At 73.2% G+C, this 21954-nt stretch carries 21 protein-coding genes; 8 read left to right on the top strand and 13 right to left on the bottom strand.

Annotation, left to right across the window (positions count from 1 at the left end; all coding sequences use genetic code 11):
* Nucleotides 1-47 precede the first annotated feature (47 nt).
* From ABD268_RS19445 to ABD268_RS19430, 4 genes are read right to left on the bottom strand one after another with little or no spacing between them, the layout of a single operon-like run.
* Entirely contained in the window at nucleotides 48-1214 is a 1167-nt protein-coding gene (locus ABD268_RS19445) for a lipid-transfer protein (protein ID WP_344156325.1), read from the bottom strand.
* Nucleotides 1211-1633, bottom strand: coding sequence for a hotdog family protein (locus tag ABD268_RS19440; protein ID WP_344156322.1), 423 nt, complete (start codon nucleotides 1631-1633; stop codon nucleotides 1211-1213). Before ABD268_RS19440 ends, ABD268_RS19445 begins: the two co-directional genes overlap by 4 nt.
* Nucleotides 1630-2577: a bifunctional MaoC family dehydratase N-terminal/OB-fold nucleic acid binding domain-containing protein gene (locus ABD268_RS19435; RefSeq protein WP_344156319.1), complete on the bottom strand. Its 948-nt coding sequence runs from the start codon at nucleotides 2575-2577 to the stop codon at nucleotides 1630-1632. Before ABD268_RS19435 ends, ABD268_RS19440 begins: the two co-directional genes overlap by 4 nt.
* Complete coding sequence (locus ABD268_RS19430) at nucleotides 2574-4814, bottom strand: acyl-CoA dehydrogenase family protein (RefSeq protein WP_344156316.1); 2241 nt, start codon at nucleotides 4812-4814, stop codon at nucleotides 2574-2576. Before ABD268_RS19430 ends, ABD268_RS19435 begins: the two co-directional genes overlap by 4 nt.
* An 82-nt stretch (nucleotides 4815-4896) precedes the next feature.
* On the opposite strand from ABD268_RS19430, the gene ABD268_RS19425 reads away from it, so the two are divergent.
* The 3 genes from ABD268_RS19425 to ABD268_RS19415 are packed head-to-tail and all read left to right on the top strand — an operon-like array spanning nucleotide 4897 to nucleotide 7992.
* Nucleotides 4897-5805, top strand: coding sequence for an alpha/beta fold hydrolase (locus ABD268_RS19425; protein WP_344156313.1), 909 nt, complete (start codon nucleotides 4897-4899; stop codon nucleotides 5803-5805).
* 49 nt (nucleotides 5806-5854) lie between these two features.
* Nucleotides 5855-7096, top strand: coding sequence for an amidohydrolase family protein (locus ABD268_RS19420; RefSeq protein WP_344156310.1), 1242 nt, complete (start codon nucleotides 5855-5857; stop codon nucleotides 7094-7096).
* Nucleotides 7093-7992 carry an aldo/keto reductase gene (locus tag ABD268_RS19415; protein WP_344156307.1) on the top strand — a complete coding sequence of 300 codons (900 nt, stop codon included), beginning with the start codon at nucleotides 7093-7095 and terminating at the stop codon, nucleotides 7990-7992. The genes ABD268_RS19420 and ABD268_RS19415 overlap by 4 nt, the downstream gene beginning before the upstream one ends.
* 5 nt (nucleotides 7993-7997) lie before the next feature.
* On the opposite strand, the gene ABD268_RS19410 is transcribed toward ABD268_RS19415, so the two are convergent.
* Nucleotides 7998-9431, bottom strand: a complete 1434-nt coding sequence (locus tag ABD268_RS19410; RefSeq protein WP_344156304.1) for a WS/DGAT/MGAT family O-acyltransferase — start codon at nucleotides 9429-9431, stop codon at nucleotides 7998-8000.
* Nucleotides 9432-9577: 146 nt separating this feature from the next.
* On the opposite strand from ABD268_RS19410, the gene ABD268_RS19405 reads away from it, so the two are divergent.
* On the top strand, nucleotides 9578-10813 hold the full coding sequence (locus ABD268_RS19405; RefSeq protein ID WP_344156302.1) for an alpha/beta hydrolase fold domain-containing protein: 1236 nt from the start codon (nucleotides 9578-9580) through the stop codon (nucleotides 10811-10813).
* A 9-nt stretch (nucleotides 10814-10822) separates the two neighbouring features.
* Here ABD268_RS19405 and ABD268_RS19400 read toward each other — a convergent pair whose 3' ends face one another.
* Nucleotides 10823-11701, bottom strand: coding sequence for a LysR family transcriptional regulator (locus tag ABD268_RS19400; protein ID WP_344156299.1), 879 nt, complete (start codon nucleotides 11699-11701; stop codon nucleotides 10823-10825).
* A gap of 83 nt (nucleotides 11702-11784) precedes the next feature.
* Between ABD268_RS19400 and ABD268_RS19395 the strand changes: the two genes are divergently transcribed.
* Complete coding sequence (locus ABD268_RS19395) at nucleotides 11785-12675, top strand: EamA family transporter (RefSeq protein WP_344156296.1); 891 nt, start codon at nucleotides 11785-11787, stop codon at nucleotides 12673-12675.
* 78 nt (nucleotides 12676-12753) lie between these two features.
* Entirely contained in the window at nucleotides 12754-13368 is a 615-nt protein-coding gene (locus tag ABD268_RS19390; protein ID WP_344156293.1) for a hypothetical protein, read from the top strand.
* A gap of 1 nt (nucleotide 13369) precedes the next feature.
* On the opposite strand, the gene ABD268_RS19385 is transcribed toward ABD268_RS19390, so the two are convergent.
* Entirely contained in the window at nucleotides 13370-15475 is a 2106-nt protein-coding gene (locus ABD268_RS19385) for an acyl-CoA dehydrogenase family protein (RefSeq protein ID WP_344156290.1), read from the bottom strand.
* Between the two features lie 78 nt (nucleotides 15476-15553).
* Between ABD268_RS19385 and ABD268_RS19380 the strand changes: the two genes are divergently transcribed.
* On the top strand, nucleotides 15554-16216 hold the full coding sequence (locus ABD268_RS19380; protein WP_344156287.1) for a class I SAM-dependent methyltransferase: 663 nt from the start codon (nucleotides 15554-15556) through the stop codon (nucleotides 16214-16216).
* Here ABD268_RS19380 and ABD268_RS19375 read toward each other — a convergent pair.
* The 3 genes from ABD268_RS19375 to ABD268_RS19365 are packed head-to-tail and all read right to left on the bottom strand — an operon-like array spanning nucleotide 16175 to nucleotide 19272.
* Nucleotides 16175-17308: a prenyltransferase gene (locus tag ABD268_RS19375; protein ID WP_344156284.1), complete on the bottom strand. Its 1134-nt coding sequence runs from the start codon at nucleotides 17306-17308 to the stop codon at nucleotides 16175-16177. The genes ABD268_RS19380 and ABD268_RS19375 overlap by 42 nt on opposite strands.
* The gene (locus ABD268_RS19370; protein WP_344156281.1) at nucleotides 17301-18032 is read right to left on the bottom strand and encodes a class I SAM-dependent methyltransferase; all 732 of its coding nucleotides are present in this window, start codon (nucleotides 18030-18032) and stop codon (nucleotides 17301-17303) included. The genes ABD268_RS19375 and ABD268_RS19370 overlap by 8 nt, the downstream gene beginning before the upstream one ends.
* A complete protein-coding gene (locus ABD268_RS19365; protein WP_344156278.1) occupies nucleotides 18019-19272 on the bottom strand; it encodes a glycosyltransferase family 4 protein in 1254 nt (417 codons plus the stop codon). The genes ABD268_RS19370 and ABD268_RS19365 overlap by 14 nt, the downstream gene beginning before the upstream one ends.
* A 146-nt stretch (nucleotides 19273-19418) precedes the next feature.
* On the opposite strand from ABD268_RS19365, the gene kstR reads away from it, so the two are divergent.
* Entirely contained in the window at nucleotides 19419-20021 is a 603-nt protein-coding gene (kstR, locus tag ABD268_RS19360) for a cholesterol catabolism transcriptional regulator KstR (RefSeq protein ID WP_344156275.1), read from the top strand.
* A gap of 51 nt (nucleotides 20022-20072) precedes the next feature.
* On the opposite strand, the gene ABD268_RS19355 is transcribed toward kstR, so the two are convergent.
* The 3 genes from ABD268_RS19355 to ABD268_RS19345 are packed head-to-tail and all read right to left on the bottom strand — an operon-like array spanning nucleotide 20073 to nucleotide 21945.
* On the bottom strand, nucleotides 20073-20840 hold the full coding sequence (locus ABD268_RS19355) for an SDR family NAD(P)-dependent oxidoreductase (RefSeq protein ID WP_344156272.1): 768 nt from the start codon (nucleotides 20838-20840) through the stop codon (nucleotides 20073-20075).
* Nucleotides 20828-21754, bottom strand: a complete 927-nt coding sequence (locus ABD268_RS19350; protein WP_344156268.1) for a 3-oxoacyl-ACP reductase — start codon at nucleotides 21752-21754, stop codon at nucleotides 20828-20830. The genes ABD268_RS19355 and ABD268_RS19350 overlap by 13 nt, the downstream gene beginning before the upstream one ends.
* Nucleotides 21751-21945: a ferredoxin gene (locus ABD268_RS19345; RefSeq protein WP_344156265.1), complete on the bottom strand. Its 195-nt coding sequence runs from the start codon at nucleotides 21943-21945 to the stop codon at nucleotides 21751-21753. Before ABD268_RS19345 ends, ABD268_RS19350 begins: the two co-directional genes overlap by 4 nt.
* Between the last annotated feature and the right edge of the window lie 9 nt (nucleotides 21946-21954).

The raw sequence follows: 21954 nt of genomic DNA, 5'->3' as shown, positions 1-21954 counted from the left end.
CGACCTTCCCCCGGCTTTCCCGCCACCACGGGACCGGGGACGGTCGGTCAGACCGACAGCACCAACCCGCTCGTCGGCACGCCGGTGCCGGCGGTGACCAGCACGTGCTCGACGGCGTCGACCTGGTTGACGGCCGTGCCGCGGACCTGGCGCACCCCTTCGGCGATGCCGTTCATGCCGTGGATGTAGGCCTCGCCGAGCTGGCCGCCGTGTGTGTTCAGCGGCAGCAGGCCGCCAACCTCGATCGCCGCGTCGGCGACGAACCCCGGCGCCTCGCCGCGCCCGCAGAAGCCGAGCTCCTCGAGCTGCATCAGGACGTACGGCGTGAAGTGGTCGTAGAGCACGGCGGTCGCCATGTCGGTGGGTCGGAGCCCGGACTGGCGCCACAGCTCGCGGCCGACCACGCCCATCTCGGGGATCCCGATGTCCTCACGGTAGTACGACGTCATCACGAACTGGTCGACGCCGCTCCCCTGCGCCGCCGCCGCGACGTACGCCGGCCGCTGCCGCAGGTCGCGCGCCCGCTCGGCGGAGACCACCACGATCGCCACCGCGCCGTCGCTCTCCTGGCAGCAGTCGAGCAGGTGCAGCGGCTCCACGACCATCCGTGAGGCCTGGTGGTCCTCGAGCGTGATCGGCCTGCCGTGGAAGAACGCGTGGGGGTTGGTCGCCGCGTGCCGGCGGTCGGCCACGGCGACCCGCCCGAAGTCCTCCGACGTCGCGCCGTACTCGTGCATGTAGCGGCGGGCCTGCATCGCCACCGTCGCCGCCGGGGTGCCGAGCCCCATCGGGTAGGTCCAGGCGTTGTCGAGGCCGTTGGTGTTGACCTGCTGGGCGGCCGCGACCGAGAACTGCCCGAACCGGCTGCCCGAGCGCTCGTTGAACCCGCGGTAGGCCACGACCACGTCGGCGACCCCGGTGGCCACCGCCATCGCGGCCTGCTGCACGGTCGCGCACGCACCCCCGCCGCCGAAGCCGATCCGGCTGAAGAACCGCAGCTCCCCGCACCCGAGCTCGCGGGCCACCGCGATCTCCGAGGAGGTGTCCATCGTGAACGTCGTGAACCCGTCGACGTCGCGCGGCGCCAGCCCGCAGTCGGCCAGTGCCGCCTGCACCGCCTCGACCGAGAGCTGGAGCTCGGAGCGCCCGGACTCCTTGGAGAACTCGGTCGCCCCGATCCCGACGATCGCGGCCTGTCGTGACAGCGGCGTCATGGCGTGGTCTCGACAGGCTCGACCACCGGCGGCCCGGGCTCGACCACCGACAGGCGCACGGTGCCGGTGACGTGGTCGCCGAGCGAGACGGCCCCGCGGACGTCGACCACCGCGACGCCGTCGTCGACCGAGGCCACGGTGCCGGTGAAGGTCAGCGTGTCGTAGGGGTACGCCGGCGCCCCGAGCCGAATCGCGATCCCCAGCACGTCGCGCTCGTGCCCGAGGTGGTCGGTGACGTAGCGCTCGACGAGCCCGGTCGAGGTCAGGATGTTGAGGAAGATGTCCTTCGAGCCGTGCGACTGCGCGAGGTCGCGGTCGTGGTGGACGTCCTGGAAGTCCCGGGTGGCGATCGCCGTGCTCACCACCAGCGTGGGCGTGATCGACACCTCCCACGGGGGCAGGATGTCTCCCGGTCTCATGCGCGCCTCCACCTGGGCAGGGTCAGGTCGTCGTCGACCCGGTGGAGGTCCACGCTCACCGGCATGCCGATCTCGACGTCGCCGGGCTCCGTGCCGACCAGCTCGCCGACCATCCGGACGCCCTCCTCGAGGTCGACCAGGCCGATCACGATCGGCAGCTCGCGACCGGGCACCGGCGGGTGCCGGTGCACGACGTACGAGAACACGGTGCCCCGGCCGGACGCGACGACGTGGCCGCGGTCGAGGGCGCCGCAGTCGGGGCAGGCGGGGCCGGGCGGGAAGCGCAGCACACCGCAGGCGTTGCAGCGCTGGATCCGCAGCTCACCGGCGGCGGTCCCCTCCCAGAAGAAGTCGGTGTCGCGGTTCCGCATCGGGCGCAGCACGAAGGCGCCCTCCCGTTGATCGAGCGTGTCTAGATCACCGACCTCCGCGGGTCCCCTCGGCCTGAACTTCAGCACCCGGAACAGCATCGACGCGACCCGCTCGCCCCCGACATACCAGGTGTTCCGGGAGGTGACGAAGTAGCCCTCACCCATCGCGGTCTGCTTGGGACCCACCACGGCGTCGAGCGCGGTGGTGACCCGGACCTGCTCCCCCACCGTCAGGTAGCGGTCGTAGCTCTGCTCGCAGTTGGTGCCGAGCACGGCGGTGAACCCCTCGTCGGTCAGCACCCGCATCATCCCGTGCAGCGGGTCGTCGGCCGGTGGACGGCCGCCGAGGCCGTACATCGTCCAGACCTGGGCCATCGACGGCGGCGCCTCACCGGCCCGGAAGCGCGGGTTGTCGTTGCCCATCGCCTCCAGCCAGCTGTTGATGGTGGGCTGGTTCACCGGGTCGCGCGCCTCCCGCTCGACCGCCTCGCCGAGCGCCCGGATCCGCTCCGCCTCGGCCATGATCCGCTGGTGCGACCCTCCGGTGGTCGAGCTCGTCGAGACCTCGCTCATCGGGGCACCCGCGGCAGCCCGAGCCCGAACATCGCGATCAGCTCGCGCTGCACCTCGTTGACGCCGCCGCCGAAGGTCAGCACGAGGTTCCGCTTCGCCTGGGCGTCGAGGTAGGCCATCAGGTGGGCGGTCTCCCCCTCCGACGGGTCGCCGTACCGGTGCACGACCGCGGCCAGGTCGGCGAGGAGGTGCTGGACCTGCTCGGAGGCGAAGACCTTCGAGGACGACGCGTCCGCCACGCTGATCGACTGCTCGGCCGCGCGGGCGACCTCCCAGTTGAGCAGCTCGTTGACCCGGAACGCCGCGGTCACCCGGCCCATCGTCGCCCGCACGTCGGGCGCGTCGAGGACGCCGGCCCCGGCCGCCCACTCGGCGACCCGGTCGCGCAGCCCCTCGAGCCGGCCGGCCGGACCGAGCATCACCCGCTCATGGTTGAGCTGGGTGGTGATCAGCCTCCAGCCCTCGTTCTCCTCGCCGACCAGCATGTCGGCGGGCACCCGGACGTCGTTGAAGTACGTCGCGTTGACGTGGTGCGAGCCGTCGGCGGTGATGATCGGGGTCCACGAGTAGCCGGGGTCGGAGGTGTCCACGATGAGGATCGAGATCCCCCGGTGCTTCGGCGCGTCCGGGTCGGTCCGCACGGCCAGCCACAGGTAGTCGGCCTGGTGCCCGCCCGTGGTCCAGAGCTTCTGCCCGTTGACCACGTAGCAGGGCGCGCCGTCGCCCTCGTCGACCAGCCGCGCCGACGTGCGCAGCGACGCGAGGTCGGTGCCCGCGTCGGGCTCGCTGTAGCCGATCGCGAAGTGCACGTCACCCTCGAGGATCCGTTGGAGGAACAGGTCCTTCTGCTTCTGGGTGCCGTAACGGATCAGGGTCGGCCCGACGGTCTGGAGCGTGACCGCCGGCAGGTGCACGTCGGCCCGCTGCGCCTCGTTGGCGAAGATCGTCTGCTCCACCTCGCCGAGCCCGTGGCCGCCGTACTCCGTCGGCCAACCGACGCCCATCCATCCGTCCTTGCCCATCTGCCGGACCACGCGCTGGTAGGTCTCACCGTGCCGGTCCCGGCCCATCTCGGCGTGCTCCTCCCGGCCGGCCAGCCCGGTGAAGTAGCCGCGCAGCTCGGCCTTGAGCGTCCGCTGATCGGCGGTCAGCTCGAGGTTCTTGGCGGCGGGGTCCTCGAGCCGCACGTCCGCCGCCGAGGCGTCGAGGGCGTGCGCGATGTCGGTGACCCGGGAGAAGAAGCGGTGCAGCGGGTAGGTCTCGTCGACCCCCATGCCGCCGTGCAGGTGGTGGCAGGTGCGCAGCGCGGCCGGCCCCTGCGTCGTCGTCCAGTACGCCGCCACCGCGAGGTCGTCGGTGGCGTCAAGACCCTCGGCGACCCGCCACGCGGCGTTCGTCGCGGCCAGGTCGAGGGTGCGCGAGGCGATGTGGACGTCGGCCACCTGCTGGGCCACGGCCTGGAACTCCGCCAGCCTGCGGCCGAACTGCTCGCGCCCCGTGACGTACGACGCGGTCAGGTCTCGGGCGCCGGCCACCACGCCGGCCGCGCTCACGCAGAGCCCCGCGACGGCGAGTTCGCACAGCAGCCGGGCGGCGCGGCCGTCGGCGTTCCCCGGATCCAGCAGGTCGGCCGGGGCGCCGTCGAGGACCACGGTGTGCGTCGGCTCGCCGCTCGACGACCCCGACGGCAGCAGCGTGACGCCGGGACCGACCGGGTCGACCAGGACGACGACGGCGGCGGTGCCGGCGCGCGTCGCGGGCACGAGCAGCCGGGACGCCCGGTCGGCGTACGTCACCCCGACCTTGCGGCCGGTGACCCGGACGCCGGCGCCCTCGCCGGCGACCGTCGTCGAGGGGCCCTCGGGGATGCCGCGTCCGGCCTCGCGCACGGCCGGGCTGAGCAGCCTCCCGCCGTCGGCGACGCCGGGCAGCAGCTCGGCTCGCTGGGCGTCGGTGCCGTGGGCGGCCAGGGTGAGGGCCGAGCAACAGAGCGTCTCCCACACCGGCAGGCGTGCGCCGCGGGCACCGGCCTCACGCAGCAGGACGGCCACCTCGACGAGGCCGAGGCCCTCCCCGCCGTGCTCCTCGGGCACCGGCAGCCCGAGCAGGCCCGCCGCGGCGAGCGCCGACCAGTCCGCGTCGAGGTCCCCGGTGGCGCGGTCGAGCACCTCGGAGACGACCGCACGCACCGCCTCAGTCGCCTCGGACACCGACGTCGTCCAGCCGTCCTGACCCACGCTGCCTCCTGCCGTCCGGGGTGCCGCCAAACTGTAACCTGTTCTACTCTAGACGGACTCGGGGGTCGAGAGGGAGGACCGGATGACCGTGCCGTCGCCGCGCGAGGTGCTGCGCCGCCAGGTGTACATGCCCTGGGCCCTGATCCCCGCCGGCCGCATGGTCGAGCTGCCCGGCCGGGGCTCGACGTACGTCACCGACACCGCGGGACCGACCCCGGACGCGCCGACGCTCGTGCTCCTGCACGCGGTGGGCTGCACCGGGCTGCTCACCTGGTACCCCGCGATCCAGCCCCTCTCGCGGCGCTTCCGCGTGGTCACCATGGACCAGCGCTGGCACGGGCGCGGCATCCAGTCCCCGCAGTTCTCCCTCCACGACTGCGCCGACGACGTGGCCGCCCTGGTCGAGACGCTGGAGCTGCGCCACGTCGTCGTCGGGGGCTACTCGATGGGCTCGATCGTCGCCCAGCGGGTCTGGCGCCAGCACCCGGACCGGATCGAGGGACTGGTGCTCTGCGCGACCACGGACCGGTTCCGCTCCTCGGTCGCGGAGCGGGTCTTCCACCAGGGCCTGGAGGTGGCGATGGTCGGCGCACGCGGCCTCTCCCGGTCCCGGACGGCCGTGAAGGCGGCGCGCACGGCGGCCCGGGCCCTGGACATGGAGCCCTCCGACATCCACGACTGGGCGATGGCGGAGCTCCGCAGCACCAGCCCCTGGGCCGTGGGGCAGGCGCTCGCGGCGCTGGGCCGGCACCACTCCCGGCCGTGGCTGGACCGGATCGACGTGCCGACCGCGGTCGTCGTGACGCTGCGCGACAAGGTGCTCGACCCCGACAACCAGATCGCGCTCGCCCGCCGTATCCCGGGTGCCACCATCCACGACATCGACGCCGGGCACGCCTCCTGCGTGCTCGAGGCCGAGACCTTCGTCCCCGCCCTCGTGGAGGCGGCCACCACCGTCGACGCCCGGCGCCGCGACCTGTCCCGGCACTGACACGATCGGGGGGTTGCCCCACCCGCCTCGCGCGCGTAGGACGGGTCTCATGCATGCCATCCGGGCATCGAGGGCGTTCGACGGGGAGCTGTTCCGCGCAGGCGGCGCCACGGTCCTGGTCGAGGACGGCCTGGTCGTCGGCGTCGAGCCCGCCGACCACCCGCTCCCCGAGGGCTGCCCGGTCACCACCTACGAGGGCACCCTCCTGCCCGGACTGGTCGACGCCCACACGCACCTCGTGGCCGACAGCAGGATGGGCGCGCTCGACCGGATCGCCGGCTACTCCGAGGAGGAGATCGACGCCGTCGTGACCGAGGCACTGCACGACCAGCTCGCCGCGGGCGTGACCACCGTCCGCGACCTCGGGGACCGCGGATTCTGCGTGGTCCGGCGTCGGGACCGGCAGGCGGCCGGGGGCGCCGGCGAGCCGACGATCGCCGCGTCCGGGCCGCCGCTGACCAGCGTCGGCGGGCACTGCCACTTCATGGGCGGCGAGGTGGCCGGCCCGGAGCAGATCGAGCGGGCGGTCGCCGAGCGCGTCGAGCACGGCGTGGACGTGGTCAAGGTGATGGCCTCGGGCGGCGTCAACACCCCCGGCAGCGACGTGCTGCTGTCACAGTTCACGACGGCCGAGCTGGGGCTGGTCGTCGAGCGCGCCCACGCCGCCGGCCTGCCCGTCACCGCGCACGCCCACGCGACGATCGCGGTCGAGCAGGCCCTGGCGGCCGGGGTGGACGGCATCGAGCACTGCAGCTGCACGACCGCGGAAGGGATGGGACGGGTCAGCGAGGAGACCCTCGCGACGCTCGCCGCAAGCGGGACCGTGGTCTGTCCCACGCTCGGCACCGACCCCCGCGTCCTGGACCACCCGCCGCCCGCGATCGCGGCCGTGATCGCCCGGATGGGGACGACGCCGCAGGGCTTCGTCCGGGATCGCGCCGAGTTCGTGGCCCGGCTGCACCGCGCCGGCGTCCGGATCATCTCCGGCGTCGACTCCGGCCTGAACCCGGGCAAGCGGCACGGCCTGCTCGGGCTGGCCGTGAGCGAGCTGGTGACCGCGGGACTGGGCACGGCCGAGGCCGTCACCACGGCGACCGCCGGCGCCGCCGACGGGATCGGCCTCGGGAGCCGCAAGGGCCGGCTCGCCCCGGGGTACGACGCCGACCTGCTGGTGGTGGACGGCGACCTGGAGAGCGACGTGACCGCCCTGGTGCGCCCGGTCGCGGTCGTGCTGCGGGGCGAGCCGATCGCGCCCGTGGCGGGGCCGCCCTCTGCCAGACTCCCGGGATGATCTCGGACCACCTCACCGCTTCGCCCACCACCTGGCAGCTCGGCACCCTCACCGTCAACCGGATCGGCTTCGGCGCGATGCGGCTGCCCGGACCGGTCGCCTTCGACCTCGCCGGGTCGCGCGACCGCGACCGCGCGATCCACGTCGTACGCCGTGCCGTCGAGCTCGGCGTCAACCACATCGACACGGCCGCCTTCTACTTCTCCGCACGCCGCTCGGCCAACGAGCTCCTCAACCGCGCCCTGGCGCCCTACCCCGACGACCTCGTGATCGCGACCAAGGTCGGGCCCGCCCGGGACGCCTCCGGCGAGTGGCTCCCCTGGGCGACGCCCGGGCAGCTGCGCGGCCAGGTGGAGGAGAACCTGCGCCAGCTCGGCCGCGACCACCTCGACCTGGTCAACCTGCGGACCTTCGGACCCCGGCCGATCGGCGAGCACGTCGCCGCCCTGGCCGAGCTGCGGGACGCCGGACTGATCCGGGAGATCGGGCTGTCCAACGTCGGCCTCGACCAGCTCGCGGAGGCGCAGCAGGTCGCGCCGGTCGTGTGCGTGCAGAACCGTTTCGGCATCGACTCCCGGCTCCCGGGGACCGAGGAGGTGCTGCGGGCCTGTGGCGAGCAGGGGCTCGGGTTCGTGCCGTTCTTCGCCATCGCGGGCGAGGGTCGCGAGCAGGGCGCCTCCGGCGCGGAGCCCGACGAGGTCCTCGCCGTCGCTCGTGCCCACGATGCCACGCCGGCGCAGGTGCGGCTGGCGTGGACCCTGCACCAGGGTCCGCACGTCCTCGCGATCCCGGGAACCGGCGACCCCGATCACGTCGCCGAGAACGTCGCGGCGGGCGCGCTGCGCCTCACGGCCGAGGAGGTCGCGCGGCTCGACGCGCTCCACCGTCCCGGCTGAGCCGGTCACCCCTGCCGGGCGGGCTTCCTGAGCGGCGTGGTCGTCTGCTCCCCGATGACCGCGGCCTTCAGCGTCGCCAGCTCGGCGGGGAAGCGCTGCACGAGGTCGTCGACGTCGGGCATCGACTCCCGGCAGGCGATGATCCCGACGTGCACCTGGCCGTTGTTCGACATCACGGTGATGTTGAGACCGGCCCCGTGGAAGACCGGGCCCAACGCGTAGAGCGCGAGGATCTGCGCGCCCATGAAGTACAGCGGCACCGGTGGACCGGGCACGTTGGAGATGACCAGGTTGTGCACCACCGGGTGCTTCTCGGGCAGGCGGAGCCCGGCGTACGCCCGCACCGCGAGCCCGAAGGTCCGCGGCGCCGCGAACTCCGCCCAGTCCTGCAGCGAGTCGGCACTGATCGCGGTGTGGTGCTCCTTGGCGTTCCGGTTGGCCTCGGCCATGTCCCGGAGCCGCTCCAGCGGGTCCTCGATGTCGGTGCCGAGCCGGGCGAAGAGGGCCGAGACCTTGTTCGCGCCGTGGGAACGCCGGGACTCCTCGCGCACCGAGACCGGCACGGTGGCGAGCAGCGAGCTCTCCGGCAGCTCGCCGCGGTCGTCGAGGTAGGACCGGAGCGCGCCGCCCGCGACGGCCAGCACCACGTCGTTCACGGTGGTGCCGGTGGCGCTCTTGATCTCGCGGATGTCCTCGAGGTCCAGGTCGGCGATCGCGATCGCCCGGTGCCCGGTGATGGTGCCGTTGAACGAGGTCCGGGGCGCGGAGAACGGCGCCGCCATCGCGGTGCCGGCCCGGGCACGACCGACCGTCTTGGCGAGCAGGTCCACCGAGGGGGTCAGCAGCCGGACCGCGTGCAGCGGCCGGGTCGCGGCGCTCAGCACGGCCCGTCCCAGCAGCTCGCGGTGCCCGGGCTCGTGGCCGGGCTGGCTCCCCGGTCCGGGCGCCAGCGGCTCCGCGTCCGGCTCCAGGCTGCACAGGTGGGAGACGAGGTTGGCCCCGGAGACGCCGTCCACGGTCGCGTGGTGCATCTTCGAGAAGACCACGACCTTGTCGCCCTCGTAGCCCTCGATCACCCACATCTCCCACAGCGGTCGCGAGCGGTCCAGCGGCAGCCCGGCCAGGTGGCCCGCGAGCTCGGTCAGCTCCCGGTAGCCGCCCGGCTGCGGCAGTGCCAGCCGGTGCACGTGCCGGTCGATGTCGAAGTGCCTGTCGTGCACCCACACCGGGTGGTCGAGGCCGAGCGGCACCTTGCGCAGCTTGCGCGTGAACGCGGGCACGTCGCGCACCCGGCGCTCGATGGCGTCCTTCAGCCCGCCGAAGGTGTACCCCTCGGGCATGGTGCCGGGGTCGAGGGCGATCAGGCCGCACACGTGCATCAGCTGAGCCGGCGTCTCGAGGTACAAGAAGCTCGCGTCGAGGCCTGACAGTCGGTCCATGGGCCCATCCTAGGTCAGCAACTGGAACGTGTTCTCATTCCATAACGAGCGGGGCGGCGCTCGGGCACGCGTGAGGCCACTCTCACCCGGTTCCGCTCCGCAAGCGGGGAGAGAACACGTTCTAGCTCCCGGCTAGCATCGGTCGCATGTCCTTCCTGCGTCGCCAGATCGTGACGGCCGCCCTCACCGCGAACGCGATCCGACCGGTGCCCGGGTTCCGGTTCGGCATCCCGGCGTTCTTCGCCGGCTGGCTGGCCGGGGAGCTGGCGCCCCACCTGCTCGCGGTGACGGCCGCCGACGCGGCCGCGCACGTAGGACGCCGCCGCCGGGACACGGTGGGCCTCGCGCTGGCCGCCGGCAGCGCCGTCGGGCTGGGCTTCCTGATCGACCAGAGCCGCCGGGTCCAGACCACCGCCGAGGACGCGCTCACCGAGGCGCTCGGGGCTGACTACCTCGACCAGCTGGAGACCCGACCCACGCCCGCCGATCTCGCCACGCCCTGGCGCCAGCTGGTCAACCCCTTCCGGGTGCGCAGCGTCGCGGTCACGGTGGAGCGCGACATCGCCTACGCGCCCGAGCACGGGAAGCGCGGCCTGCTCGACGTCTACCACCCGGCGTCCGGGGTCCCCGCGGACGCGCCCGTGCTGCTCCAGGTGCACGGCGGCGGCTGGAGCATCGGCAACAAGGACCAGCAGGGCATCCCGCTGATGCAGCACCTCGCGGCCAAGGGCTGGGTCTGCGTCGCGATCAACTACCGGCTCTCACCGCGGGACGCGTTCCCCGCGCACGTGATCGACGTGAAGCGCGCGATCGCCTGGATCCGCGACCACATCGCGGACTACGGCGGGGACCCGTCGTACGTCGCCATCACGGGCGGCTCCGCCGGCGGCCACCTGGCCGCACTGGCCGCCCTGACCGCCGGGGACCGCACGCTCCAGCCCGGCTTCGAGAACGCGGACACCAGCGTGCAGGTAGCGGTCCCCCACTACGGCGTCTACGACGTCGCCGGCTCGACCGGGCTGCGCAGCGCCCAGCAGATGCGCGACGGGTTCCTCGGCCCGCGGATCCTCCAGCGGCGCTGGGCCGACGACCCGGAGGCCTTCGAGGCGGCCTCCCCGATCCTGCGGATCACCGAGGACGCACCCGACTTCTTCGTGCTGCACGGCTCGCTCGACACCCTGGTCGCGGTCGACCAGGCCCGGTTGTTCGTCGAGAAGCTCCGCCGCACCTCCAAGCGCTCGGTCGTGTACGCCGAGCTGCCGGGCGCCCAGCACGCCTTCGACGTCTTCCCCTCGATCCGCAGCGCCCACATCGTCCGTGCCATCGACCGCTACCTGCACTGGCACTGGAACCTCTACCGTCGCGAGCACGCCGAACCCTAGGGAGGTGCCCTACGCCAGGAGGCGGAGCACCAGCGCCAACGGCGGCCACACGGCTCGCCCGCGCCGGGACACGGCGTACGAGCGCAGCACGACGGCGGGATGGTCGAGCGGCTGCACGGCGACAGTGGGGATCGTCGTCAGATCCGCGGGCAGCAACCCGACCCCGAGTCCCTCGGCGATCATGTGCTGCACCAGCGCGAGGCTGTCCACCCGGTGCACCACGCGGGGTTCGAAGCCGGCCAGGGAGGCGACGGTGCGCACCGCCTCCTCGTCCGCGGTGTTCCTGGAGTTCACGATCCAGTCGTGGTGGCGGTACCGGTCGAAGACCTCCAGCGAGGTGGCCGGTGCGCTACGGGTGTCGCCCGCCGGCACCCCCAGGCCCCAGGCAGTGCTGCCGAGCGGCTGCGTGACCAGCGTGGCTGCGAACTTCGCCGGCCCGAGGTTGTAGTCGTAGGTCAGCGCCAGGTCCACGTGGTCGCCGTCCAGCAGCTCGAGCGCCTCGCCGGGCTCGTGCTCGCGGATGCTCAGCCGCAGCTCGGGATGGGCCTCGGCGAGCTGCCGCACGAGAGGGAGGACCACGTCGCGGATCGCGGTGCCGTAGGCCGCCACGCGCAGGGTTCCCCGCGGCGTGGCGTCGGGGTCGAGATCGGCGCGCGCCGCGTCCAGGGCCGCCAGCACGGTGACGGCATGGTCGGCCAGCCGGCGGCCGGCCGGGGTGAGGCGCACGCCGCGGCCCTCGTGCTCGAGGAGTGAGGTGCCGGCCTCCTGGGCGAGCGCCGCGATCTGCTGGGAGACCGTCGAGGTGGTCACCCCCATGACATCGGCCACGGCGCGCATGGAGCCCCACCGGGAGAGCTGGAGGAGCAGCTCGAGCCGACGGGGGTCCACACCCGACATTGTCAAGGAATTCTGAACGCACCGTCAACCAGAGTCACGTGGACGTGAACGGTCATGGCGGCTGAACTGGGCGCATGACTTCCCCTGCTCTCAGCTCGGCACACTCCGGCGCCCTCATGGCCGTGGTGTCGATGTCGTGCGTGCAGCTCGGCCTGGCGGCCTCCGTCGGAATGCTCGACCGCCTGGGTGCGGACGGAGCTGCCGCACTGCGACTCGGCTGTGCCGGCGCCCTGGCCCTGCTCCTGATGCGACCTCGCCCGACCAGCCTGTCCCCCCGCTCCGTCGCCGCAGCTGCCGCGCTCGGGGTGGCGACCGGCAGCATGACGCTGCTCTTCATGGCAGCCCTGGCCCGCATCCCGCTGGGCACCGCCAGCGCCCTGGAGTTCCTGGGCCCCCTGGGTGTGGCCGTCGCCCGCAACCGGGACCTCCGCCGGCTGGTGTGGCCGGCCCTCGCCCTGGCCGGCATCCTGCTGCTGACCAGGCCCTGGGAGGGTGGCACGGACCCGGTCGGTGTGGCCCTGGCCCTGGGCGCCGCCGCGTGCTGGGCGGCATACATCCTGCTCACCCAGGTGGTCGGCGACGCCGTGGACGGACTGCAGGGGCTGGCCATCTCGCTGCCGGTCGCCGGGCTGGTGGCCACCGCGGTGGCGGGGCCGGGCTTCGTCACGAGCCTCACGCTCGAGCTCGTCGTGGTCGGCCTGGGTCTCGCGATGCTGCTCCCCGTGATCCCGTTCAGCCTGGAGATGCTGGCCCTGCGACGCCTCGAGACCGCGGCGTTCGGGACCCTGATGAGCCTGGAGCCGGCCATCGCGGCCCTGGTCGGGCTCGTCCTGCTGCACCAGGTCCCCGGCGTGCTGGCCGTCGCCGGGGTCGCCCTGGTCGTCGTCGCGGGCGCCGGAGCCACGCGTGCGGGCGGCCGGGAGGCAACGACAGCCGACCAGCGCGAGCGCGTTCTGGTCGGGTGAGCGGGGTGCGGCTCCCCCACATTCGGCTTGCCGGGCCATCCGTGAGCGCCCCACACTGACGCCGACGGGAGGTTATCGATGGACGACACGCGTCTCGCCCAGGTCGGCGGAGCATGCGCCGTGGTCGGTGGATGCGCGTGGACAGCGGCGAGCATCATGCACGCCTCGCAGCCGCGGGGGTGCGTCGGCAGCGAGTGCGACTACCTGCCGATGCGGAGCGCCAGCACCGGCACCGCGGTGCTCGTGGCCCTGGCTGCGGCGATGATGATCGCCTGCGGCACCACCCTGATGCTGCTCGTCCGTCGGCGCAACGAGCTCGGCCGGACGGGCGTCCTCGGTGCGGCCGCGTGCGGGTTCGGCATCGGAGCCCTGGCCCTGGCAGCCGGCGTGCAGGCGCTCGCGTACGACGGGGACTTCCCCTGGATGCCCGCGTTCGTCGGCCCCGGTGTCGCCGCGCTCGTCGTGGGCCTCGCGCTCGTCGCCTGGACGGTCCTGCGCAGCCGGGTCGTGCCGACCTGGGCCGGCATCGGCCTGCTCATCGGCGCCGTCCTGCTGCTGGGGACGAACGAGCAGACGACCGCGGTTCTCCTGGCCGTCCCGTTCGGTGTGGCCTGGCTGGCCACCGGCGCGGCGCTGCTGCTCCGCCGACCCGAGGGCGCCCCGGCCGCGCCCGGCCCGGCGGTGCGCGCCTGAGCTATCTGGGCAGGCCCAGGATCCGCTCGGCGGCCACGTTGCGCAGGACCTGGGTGGTGCCCCCGGCGATCGACAGGCACCGGGTGTTGAGCATCTCCTCGACGTCGGCCGCGACGTCCGGCCCGCCGAGCACGCCGCGCTCGCCGTGCAGCTCGACCACGAGCTCGGCGGCGTCCTGGCGGCTGCGCACGCCGAGCAGCTTCGCGACGCTCGACTCGGCACCGGGCCCCTGTCCGGCGATGGAGCGCAACGTCGACCGCACCCCCAGCACCGAGCACACCGTCGACAGCGCGACGGCGCGCCCGACCCGGATCTGGGCGGAGTCGCGCACGTCGTCCGGCCCGGTCAGCAGCGACACCGCGCGCTCGACGCTGCGCCCGAGCCGGTTGCTCGCCATCGCGACGCGCTCGTTCGCCAACGTGGTGCGCGCCAGCCGCCAGCCGTCGCCGGGCTCGCCGACCAGGCAGTCGTCGGGCACGAGGACGTCGTCGAGGAAGACCTCGTTGAAGAGCGACCGCCCGGTGATCTCACGCAGCGGTCGGACCTCGATCCCGGGCGACCGCATGTCCACGAGGAAGTAGCTGATCCCGCGGTGCTGCGGGGCGTCGGGATCGGTGCGCGCCAGGCAGATCGCCCAGTCGGCCTTGTCCGCGAGCGACGTCCAGACCTTCTGGCCGCTGACCCGCCAGCCCCCCTCGACCTTCTCCGCGCGGGTGCGCAGCGAGGCCAGGTCGGACCCCGCCCCCGGCTCGGAGAACAGCTGGCACCAGGTCAGCTCGCCGAGCAGCGACGGTCGCACGAAGCGGTCCCGCTGCTCCTCGGTGCCGTGGGCGAGGATCGTCGGCACCGCCCACCCGGCGATGACGAGATCGGGGCGCTCCACTCCCGCCCGGGCGAGCTCCTGGTCGAGGACGACCTGGGTGACGGCGTCGGCACCCAGTCCGTACGGCGCCGGCCAGTGAGCGGCGAGGTAGCCGGCCTCGGCCAGCCCGGCCCGGCGCCGGTCGCCGGGCGCCGCGGCGATCTCGGCCACCCGCGCGCGGATCTCCGCACGCAGCGGCTCGTCCCGGCCGTCCAGGTCCAGCGCGACCTCACGGCGTACGCCGTCGGCGGCCCCGGCCGCGAGCCGCGCGGCGGCCGCGTCCGGGTCGGCCAGCAGGCCGCGCAGCGCCAGCGCACGCCGCAGGTAGAGGTGCGCGTCGTGCTCGAAGGTGAAGCCGATCCCGCCGAGCACCTGGATGCAGGACTTGGCGACCTCGACCGCCGCGTCGAAGCACACCGCTTCGGCGACGTCGGCGGCGAACGCCCACTGGTCGTCGTCGTCCGGCGACGCGGCGGCGCTCCCGGCGGCGTTCGCGGCGTCCCACGCCGCGGCGGTGGACGACTCGACGGTCTCCAGCATCTCGGCGCAGAGGTGCTTGACCGCCTGGAAGCTGCCGATCGGCCGGCCGAACTGCTCGCGCACCTTCGCGTGCTCGACCGCCGTCGCCAGGCACCACCGCGCCACCCCCGCGGCCTCGGCCGCGCCCAGCGTCACGGCCGTACGACGGGCCCGCGGGCCGGTCAGCCCGTCGACCCGGAGCGCCCCCTCGATCCGCTCCGGGTCGACGGGGTCCAGCACCCCGAACCGGCGGCTCAGGTCCGGGCCGACGGCCGGCGTGAGCTCGATGGCGTCCCGCGGCACGACGTACCAGCCGTCCCGCTCGTCGGCCACCAGCAGGTGGGTGGCGCCGGGCGCGTCCCAGACCGCGTGCCGGGACAGCGCCACGCCAACGACCGCGCCGTCCGCGATCGCGGCCGCGACCGGTGTCCCGGCGAGCAGGGCGGCGGCGACGGCGGTCCCGAGCAGCGGTCCCGGCAGCAGCTCGTGGGCGCAGGCCTCGAGTGCGACGGCCGCGTCCAGCAACGTGCCGCCGCCACCGCCGGCCGACTCGGGCAGCGCGATCGCGGTCACGCCCATCTCGCCGGCGGCCTTCCAGACGTCGGCGAACGCCTCGTCCGGCTCGCCCTCCGCGGCCCGCACGGCGGCTGTCGGGGCCAGGCCCGCCGCCCACCGGCGCAGGCTGGCCGCCAGCTCGACGTGCTCGTCGGTGATCCCGAGCGCCATGGGCTACCTCTCCGTGGCCTCGTCAGGCTCGACCACCGATCAGAATAGAACGTGTTCTAACCCTACTAGGGTGGCGCCGTGCCGGAAACCACCACGATGCCCACCGACCTGCTCGCCCACGCCCTCGCCGCGAAGGGCTTCATGCCCGAGGACGAGGGCCTGCTGCTGCACCGGGTCGCGCGCGAGCGGCTGCCCCACGGGCCTGTGCTCGAGGTCGGCACCTACTGCGGCAAGTCCGCGATCTACCTCGGCGCGGCGGCGCGCGAGGTGGGCGGCACCGTCGTCACGGTCGACCACCACCGGGGCTCGGAGGAGAACCAGGCCGGGTGGGAGCACCACGACGCCAGCCTGGTGGACCCCGAGCTCGGGCTGATGGACACGCTGCCGGTCTTCCGCCGCACGCTGGCCCGTGCCGGGCTCGAGGACCAGGTCGTCGCGGTGGTCGGCAGGTCGACCACCGTCTCGGCGTTGTGGCGCACTCCCCTGTCGATGCTCTTCATCGACGGCGGGCACGCCGAGGTGCACGCCCAGAACGACTACACCGGCTGGGCGCCCTGGCTGATGACCGGCGGGCTGCTGGTCATCCACGACGTGTTCCCCGACCCGGCCGACGGCGGCCGGCCGCCGTACCACGTGTTCCTGCGCGCGCTCGAGAGCGGCGACTTCGAGGAGGTCGAGGCCCTGGGGTCGATGCGGGTGCTAGCGCGCACGCGCGGAGAAGCCGGAGACCGCGTCACCTGAGGGGCAGCCGCACTCGAGCGCGAGCTCGGTGAAGTGCGGCGCCAGCGACGTGCCCCGCATGATGCCGGAGCCCTCGGTGGCGTGCCCGTGCGTCTCCCCCAGCGCGTCCACGGCCAGGATCACCGCGGCCGCGGTGTACGTCGTGTGCTCCACCGGCCAGTGCACGTCGTCGCCGTAGACCCAGCCGGTCCAGTACTTCCCGTCCTCGCCGCGCATGTGCTGCATGTCCGCGAGCAGCCGTAGCGCGCGCTGGTGGTCCCCCAGCGCGTCCAGCGCCATCGCCAGCTCGCAGGTCTCGGCGCCGGTCACCCAGGGGTTGGTGTCGACGCAGTGGATCCCGAGACCCTCGACGACGAACTCGTCCCACCGCGTCTCGAGCAGGGCGAAGGCCGCGTCGCCGCGGACCGCGCCGCCCAGCACCGGGTAGTACCAGTCCATCGAGTAGGTGGCCTTGTCCAGGAACAGGTCGCGGTGCTCGCGGATCGCGTGGCCGAGCCGCCCACCCGCCAGCTCCCACTCGGGCTGCGGGTCGTCGACCAGGTCGGCGAGCGCGACGCCGGCCCGCAGCGACTGGTAGATGCTCGAGGAACCCGCCAGCAGCGCCCCCTCGTCGCGCCGGACCGGCCGGCCCTCCTCCCACTCCTCGGACCAGGCGATGCCGCCGAACGGCAGCTGCATGGAGACGACCCAGTCGAGCCCGGCGCGGACCGCCGGCCAGAAGCGGTGCACGAACGCGATGTCGCGCCGGACCAGCCAGTGGTGCCAGATCCCGACCGCGAGGTACGACGACATGTTGACCTCGCCGCGGTGGTCCTCGACCTCGCCGCCGACGATCTTCATCGGCCAGGAGCCGTCCGCGCGCTGCAGCGTCGGCACCCACTCGTAGGCACGCTCGGCGGCCTCGACCTGGCCGCCGACCAGCATCGCCATCGCGGCCTCGACGTGGTTCCAGATGTCGGTGTGCTCGCCGATGGTCCAGGGCACGGCGCCGCTCGGCTCCTGCATCGCCGCGATCGAGGCTGCGGTCTCGGCGACCTGCCCGGCGGTGAGGATGCCGCCGACGTGCGGGATCCGGGCCAGCGGGTCAGCCATCGCCCTGCCCGGCAGTGGGCTTGCTGAAGTACAGCACCATGCTCTTGCCGATCAGCGGGTCGAGCACGCGGCCCGCCGCCCGGAGGGCCTTCGGCTGCTTCATGATCTCCCAGACCAGCAGCTTGTGGTACGCCTTCGCGAGCGGGTGGTCGTCGTTGCGCACGCCCACCGCGCACTTGATCCACCAGTACGGCGAGTGCAGGCCGTGGGCGTAGTCCTTGCCCTCGAAGTGCAGCCCGGCATTGGTGAGCTTCCCGATCAGCTCCTTGTCGGAGTAGATCCGGATGTGCCCACCCGGCACGTTGTGGTAGTCGTCCGAGAGCTTCCAGTTCACGATCTCCGGGAACCAGCGCGGCACCGAGACCGCGATGGTGCCGCCGGGGCGCAGCACCCGGACCAGCTCGTCGATGGCCTGGATGTCGGCGGGGATGTGCTCGAGCACCTCGGCCGCGACGACCCGGTCGAACTCGCCGTCCGCGAAGGGCAGCGAGAGGGCGTCACCCTCCTTGACGTCGGCCTCCGCGCCCTCCGGGACCTCGCCGGCCTCCTTCATGGCCGCGAACAGCTCGCGGACGCCCGCCAGCTCGTCGGCGTCCTGGTCGAACGCGAGCACGTCGCCGCCACGGCGGTACATCTCGAAGGCGTGCCGGCCGGCCCCGCACCCCATGTCGAGCACCCGGTCCCCCGGGCGCAGCCCGAGGCGGTCGAAGTCAACGGTCAGCACTGGTTCCCCTCTCGCGCCGGTAGTCGGCGATCACTTCCTCGTACGCCGCGGCGGTCGCCGCGGCGACCGCCCGCCAGCTGAACAGCTCCTGCACCCGCCGCCGACCGGCGGCACCCATCCGCTCGCGTCGCTCGGGGTCGTCGAGCAGGGCGGCCAGCGCGGCCTCCAGCTCGCCGACGTCGCCGGGGGTGACCAGGTCGGCGCACTCGCCGTCCGGACCGACCACCTCCGGGATGGCCCCGGCCCGCGACACCACCAGCGGGGTCGCGCACGCCATCAGCTCCGCGGTGGGCAGCGAGAACCCCTCGTAGAGCGAGGGCACGCAGGCGACCTCGGCCGAGCCCATGAGGTCCACCAGCTCGGCGTCGCTCACGCCGTGCACGAAGCGGACGGAGTCCCCGATCGACAACCGCTCGATGAGCTGCTCGGTCCGCCCGCCCGGCTGCGGCCTGGTGACCAGCAGAAGCTCGACGTCGCGCTCGGTGCGCAGCTTGGCGAAGGCCTCCAGCAGGGTGGCGATCCCCTTCATCGGCGCGTCGGCGCTGGCCATCGCGAGGATCCGGCCGGGCACCCGCGGCTCGGTCGGCGGCACGAAGCCGTCGTCGACGCCGAGCAGGATCACCTGCAGCCGCGCGGGGTCGACCCCGAAGTCCTTGACGATGTCGCGCTTCGACGCCTGGGAGGGGGTGAGGATCTTGCGGGCCTGCCGGGCGACCTTGCCCTGCATGCGCAGGAAGCCGTACCAGCGGCGTACGGAGAGCTTCTTGCGCCACGGCGCCGCCGCCAGGTCGATGCGCCGGTCGAAGGTGATCGGGTGGTGCAGGGTCGTGAGGAGGGGCAGCCCCATCTTCTCGATGTCGAGCATCCCGTAGCCGAGCACCTGGTTGTCGTGGACGACGTCGAAGTCGGCGACCCGGTCCCGGAGCAGCCTCGCGACGCGGGTGCTGAACGTCTTCGGCTCCGGGAACCCGGCCGAGCACATGGTCAGGAACTCCTCGACGTCGACGAGGTCGCGGAACTCGCGCGGCTTCGGGATCCGGAACGGGTCCGGCTCCCGGTAGAGGTCCAGGCTCGGCACCTTCGTCAGCGCCACACCCGGGTCGAGGTCCGGGTAGGGCTGCCCGGAGAAGACCTCGACCTGGTGGCCCAGGTTCGTCAGTTCGCGACTCAGGTGCCGGACGTAGATACCCTGTCCACCGCAATGGGGCTTGCTCCGGTAGGACAGCAGTGCGATCCGCATCCGCCACGACCTTTCTTCGGGAACGTCCGGGCCGGACGAAGTGAAACGTGTTCCTATTATGGCCTACCGGTTGTTAGCCTAGATGTCTGGTCCACCGGACGGTTCGGTGGACCAGATCTCGGAGAGGGAGAGACATGGGAGGCTCCGTGAGCAGCGCCAACTCGCTGTCGGTCGAGGAACTCGGGTCCGCCGCGCAGCGGGACCGGCGCAAGCGGATCCTCGACGCGACCATCGCACTCGCGTCCAAGGGCGGGTTCGACGCCGTGCAGATGCGCGCCGTGGCCGAGCAGGCCGACGTGGCGCTCGGGACGCTCTACCGCTACTTCCCCTCCAAGATCCATCTGCTGGTCTCCGCGCTCGGCCGCGAGTTCGAGCGCGCGGAGGCGGCCACCCGGGACAAGCCCATCCCCGGCGACACCGCCCACGAGCGCGTCATGTTCCTGCTGAACCGGACCACCAAGGGCCTCCAGGGCGACCCGCACCTGACCGAGGCGCTCACCCGGGCGTTCATGTTCGCCGACGCCTCCGTGCAGAGCGAGATCCACACCGTCGGCATGCTGCTCAGCACGATGCTCACCCGCGCCATGCACCCGGGCAAGGAGGACCTGACCGACGACGACGTGGCCATCGCCCGCGTGATCGGCGACGTCTGGCTCTCCGCGCTGGTGGGCTGGGTCACCGGCCGCACCTCCGCCGGCGACGTCACCAAGCAGATGGACGTCGCCGTCCGGCTCCTCCTGCGCGACTGACCGCCGAGGCGGCGCAGTTGCACGCCGACACACCGTCGAGTCGGCGCAGTTTCACCCCCCGAAGGCGTGCGTCGCGGTGACGCCGCCGTCGATCGCGATCTCGGCACCGTTGACGTAGGCGCTCTCGTCGCTGGCGAGGTAGACGTAGAGCGGCGCGATGTCGCTCGGCAGGCCCACCCGACGCAACGGCACCTTCGAGGCGCCGTACTCCATGGCCGCGTCACCGCCGTGCACGCGCGTCATCGGGGTGTCGACCATGCCGGGGTGCACGGAGTTCACCCGGATCCCCTTGGGCCCGAGCTCCATGGCCGCCACCTTCGTCATGCCGCGGATCGCGAACTTCGTGGCGGAGTACGCCGCGCACGCGGCCATCCCGCCCAGCCCCTCGATGGACGAGGCGTTGATGATCGAGCCACCGCCGTTCTTGCGCATGGTGCGCGCCACGGACTTCATGCCCAGGAAGCAGCCGAGCTGGTTGACCCGGAAGACCAGCTCGAACTCCTCGACGCTCATCCTCTCGATCTCGCCGAACCGCAGGATGCCGGCGTTGTTGACCAGCACGTCGACCGGCCCGAAGCGCTCGTTCGCCTGCGTCACCACCCGCACCCAGGAGGCCTCGTCGCTCACGTCGTGGTCGGCGAAGTGGACGACGTCGCCGTGCGCCGCGACCAGCTCCTCGGCCAGCGCCTGGCCGGCCTCCTTGGCGATGTCGGCGACGACGACCCTGGCACCCTCGGCCACGAACGCGCGGCAGATCTCCGCGCCCTGGCCCTGGGCGCCGCCGGTCACGATCGCGATCTTGTCCTTCAGACGATCCATGTCCCCTGCTCCTGGATGCTCAGGCCCATGACCGCGTCGGCGGCGAATCCCACCGACGGGTCGCGGCCGTCGAAGTAGCCGCCCAGCTGCTTGTCGAGGTCGCCGAGGTCCCAGCTCGACCCCGAGGCGTCGAAGCGCTGCTCGACGACGGGCGCAGCCAGGAGGGCGACCATGCCGCCGTACACGACGAAGACCTGCCCGGTGATGGCGTCCGCGGCCGGCGAGGCGAGGTAGGCCACCAGCGGGGCCACGTGGTCGGGTGAGTACGGGTCCACCTCGAGCCCGGAGTCGTCGTCGCCGAACACCTCGGCCGTCATCGCCGTCCTGGCGCGGGGGCAGATGGCGTTCGCGCGGACCCCGATCCGGCCCAGTCCGCGCGCGGTGGACAGGGTCAGCGCGGCGATCCCGCCCTTGGCCGCGGCGTAGTTCGCCTGGCCGGGCGAGCCGGCCAGGAACGCCTCCGAGGCGGTGTTGACCACGCGCCCGTACACGGGGCCGCCGGTCTCCTTCGCCCTCGCCCGCCAGTACGCCGCGGCGTTGCGCGAGAGCAGGAAGTGGCCGCGCAGGTGGACCCGGATGACCAGGTCCCACTCCTCGTCGGAGAGGTTGAACAGCATCCGGTCGCGGGTGATCCCGGCGTTGTTCACGACGATGTCGAGGCCGCCGAGTTCGTCGACCGCGGCCGCGACCATCGCGTCGGCGGTGGCCCGCTCCCCCACGTCACCCCCGACGATGACCGCCGCGCCTCCGCGCGAGCGGATCTCCTCGGCGGCCCCGTCCGCGGCGCCCGGCAGGTCGTTGAGCACCACCGCGGCCCCGGCGTCGGCCAGCGCCAGCGCCTCGGCACGGCCCAGGCCCGCCCCGGCGCCGGTGACGACGGCGACCCGGCCGTCCAGGGACAGGTCGTCGCTCACGCCTCCTCCACGGAGATCGCCGCCCGCGGGCAGGCCGCCACGGCGCGCCTGACGTTCTCGAGGTTCTCGTCGGTCGTCTCGTCGGTCCTCAGCTGGAGGAAGTCGTCGTCGTCCAGCGCGAAGACGTCGGGAGCCAGGCCCTCGCACAGGGCGTTGGACTCGCAGAGGTCGAAGTCGACCTTGATCCTCATCGGTTCTCC

Origin of the sequence: Nocardioides koreensis, from assembly GCF_039531775.1 — a bacterium.
In the GTDB taxonomy this organism is placed as follows: domain Bacteria; phylum Actinomycetota; class Actinomycetes; order Propionibacteriales; family Nocardioidaceae; genus Nocardioides; species Nocardioides koreensis.
This window is presented reverse-complemented; position numbering and strand designations above follow the sequence as displayed.

Coding starts and splice junctions, on each gene's coding strand:
- ABD268_RS19445 (WP_344156325.1), bottom strand. CDS start 1,214: ATGACGCCGCTGTCACGACAGGCCGCGATCGTCGGGATCGGGGCGACC.
- ABD268_RS19440 (WP_344156322.1), bottom strand. CDS start 1,633: ATGAGACCGGGAGACATCCTGCCCCCGTGGGAGGTGTCGATCACGCCC.
- ABD268_RS19435 (WP_344156319.1), bottom strand. CDS start 2,577: ATGAGCGAGGTCTCGACGAGCTCGACCACCGGAGGGTCGCACCAGCGG.
- ABD268_RS19425 (WP_344156313.1), top strand. CDS start 4,897: ATGACCGTGCCGTCGCCGCGCGAGGTGCTGCGCCGCCAGGTGTACATG.
- ABD268_RS19420 (WP_344156310.1), top strand. CDS start 5,855: ATGCATGCCATCCGGGCATCGAGGGCGTTCGACGGGGAGCTGTTCCGC.
- ABD268_RS19415 (WP_344156307.1), top strand. CDS start 7,093: ATGATCTCGGACCACCTCACCGCTTCGCCCACCACCTGGCAGCTCGGC.
- ABD268_RS19410 (WP_344156304.1), bottom strand. CDS start 9,431: ATGGACCGACTGTCAGGCCTCGACGCGAGCTTCTTGTACCTCGAGACG.
- ABD268_RS19405 (WP_344156302.1), top strand. CDS start 9,578: ATGTCCTTCCTGCGTCGCCAGATCGTGACGGCCGCCCTCACCGCGAAC.
- ABD268_RS19395 (WP_344156296.1), top strand. CDS start 11,785: ATGACTTCCCCTGCTCTCAGCTCGGCACACTCCGGCGCCCTCATGGCC.
- ABD268_RS19390 (WP_344156293.1), top strand. CDS start 12,754: ATGGACGACACGCGTCTCGCCCAGGTCGGCGGAGCATGCGCCGTGGTC.
- ABD268_RS19385 (WP_344156290.1), bottom strand. CDS start 15,475: ATGGCGCTCGGGATCACCGACGAGCACGTCGAGCTGGCGGCCAGCCTG.
- ABD268_RS19375 (WP_344156284.1), bottom strand. CDS start 17,308: ATGGCTGACCCGCTGGCCCGGATCCCGCACGTCGGCGGCATCCTCACC.
- ABD268_RS19365 (WP_344156278.1), bottom strand. CDS start 19,272: ATGCGGATCGCACTGCTGTCCTACCGGAGCAAGCCCCATTGCGGTGGA.
- ABD268_RS19355 (WP_344156272.1), bottom strand. CDS start 20,840: ATGGATCGTCTGAAGGACAAGATCGCGATCGTGACCGGCGGCGCCCAG.
- ABD268_RS19345 (WP_344156265.1), bottom strand. CDS start 21,945: ATGAGGATCAAGGTCGACTTCGACCTCTGCGAGTCCAACGCCCTGTGC.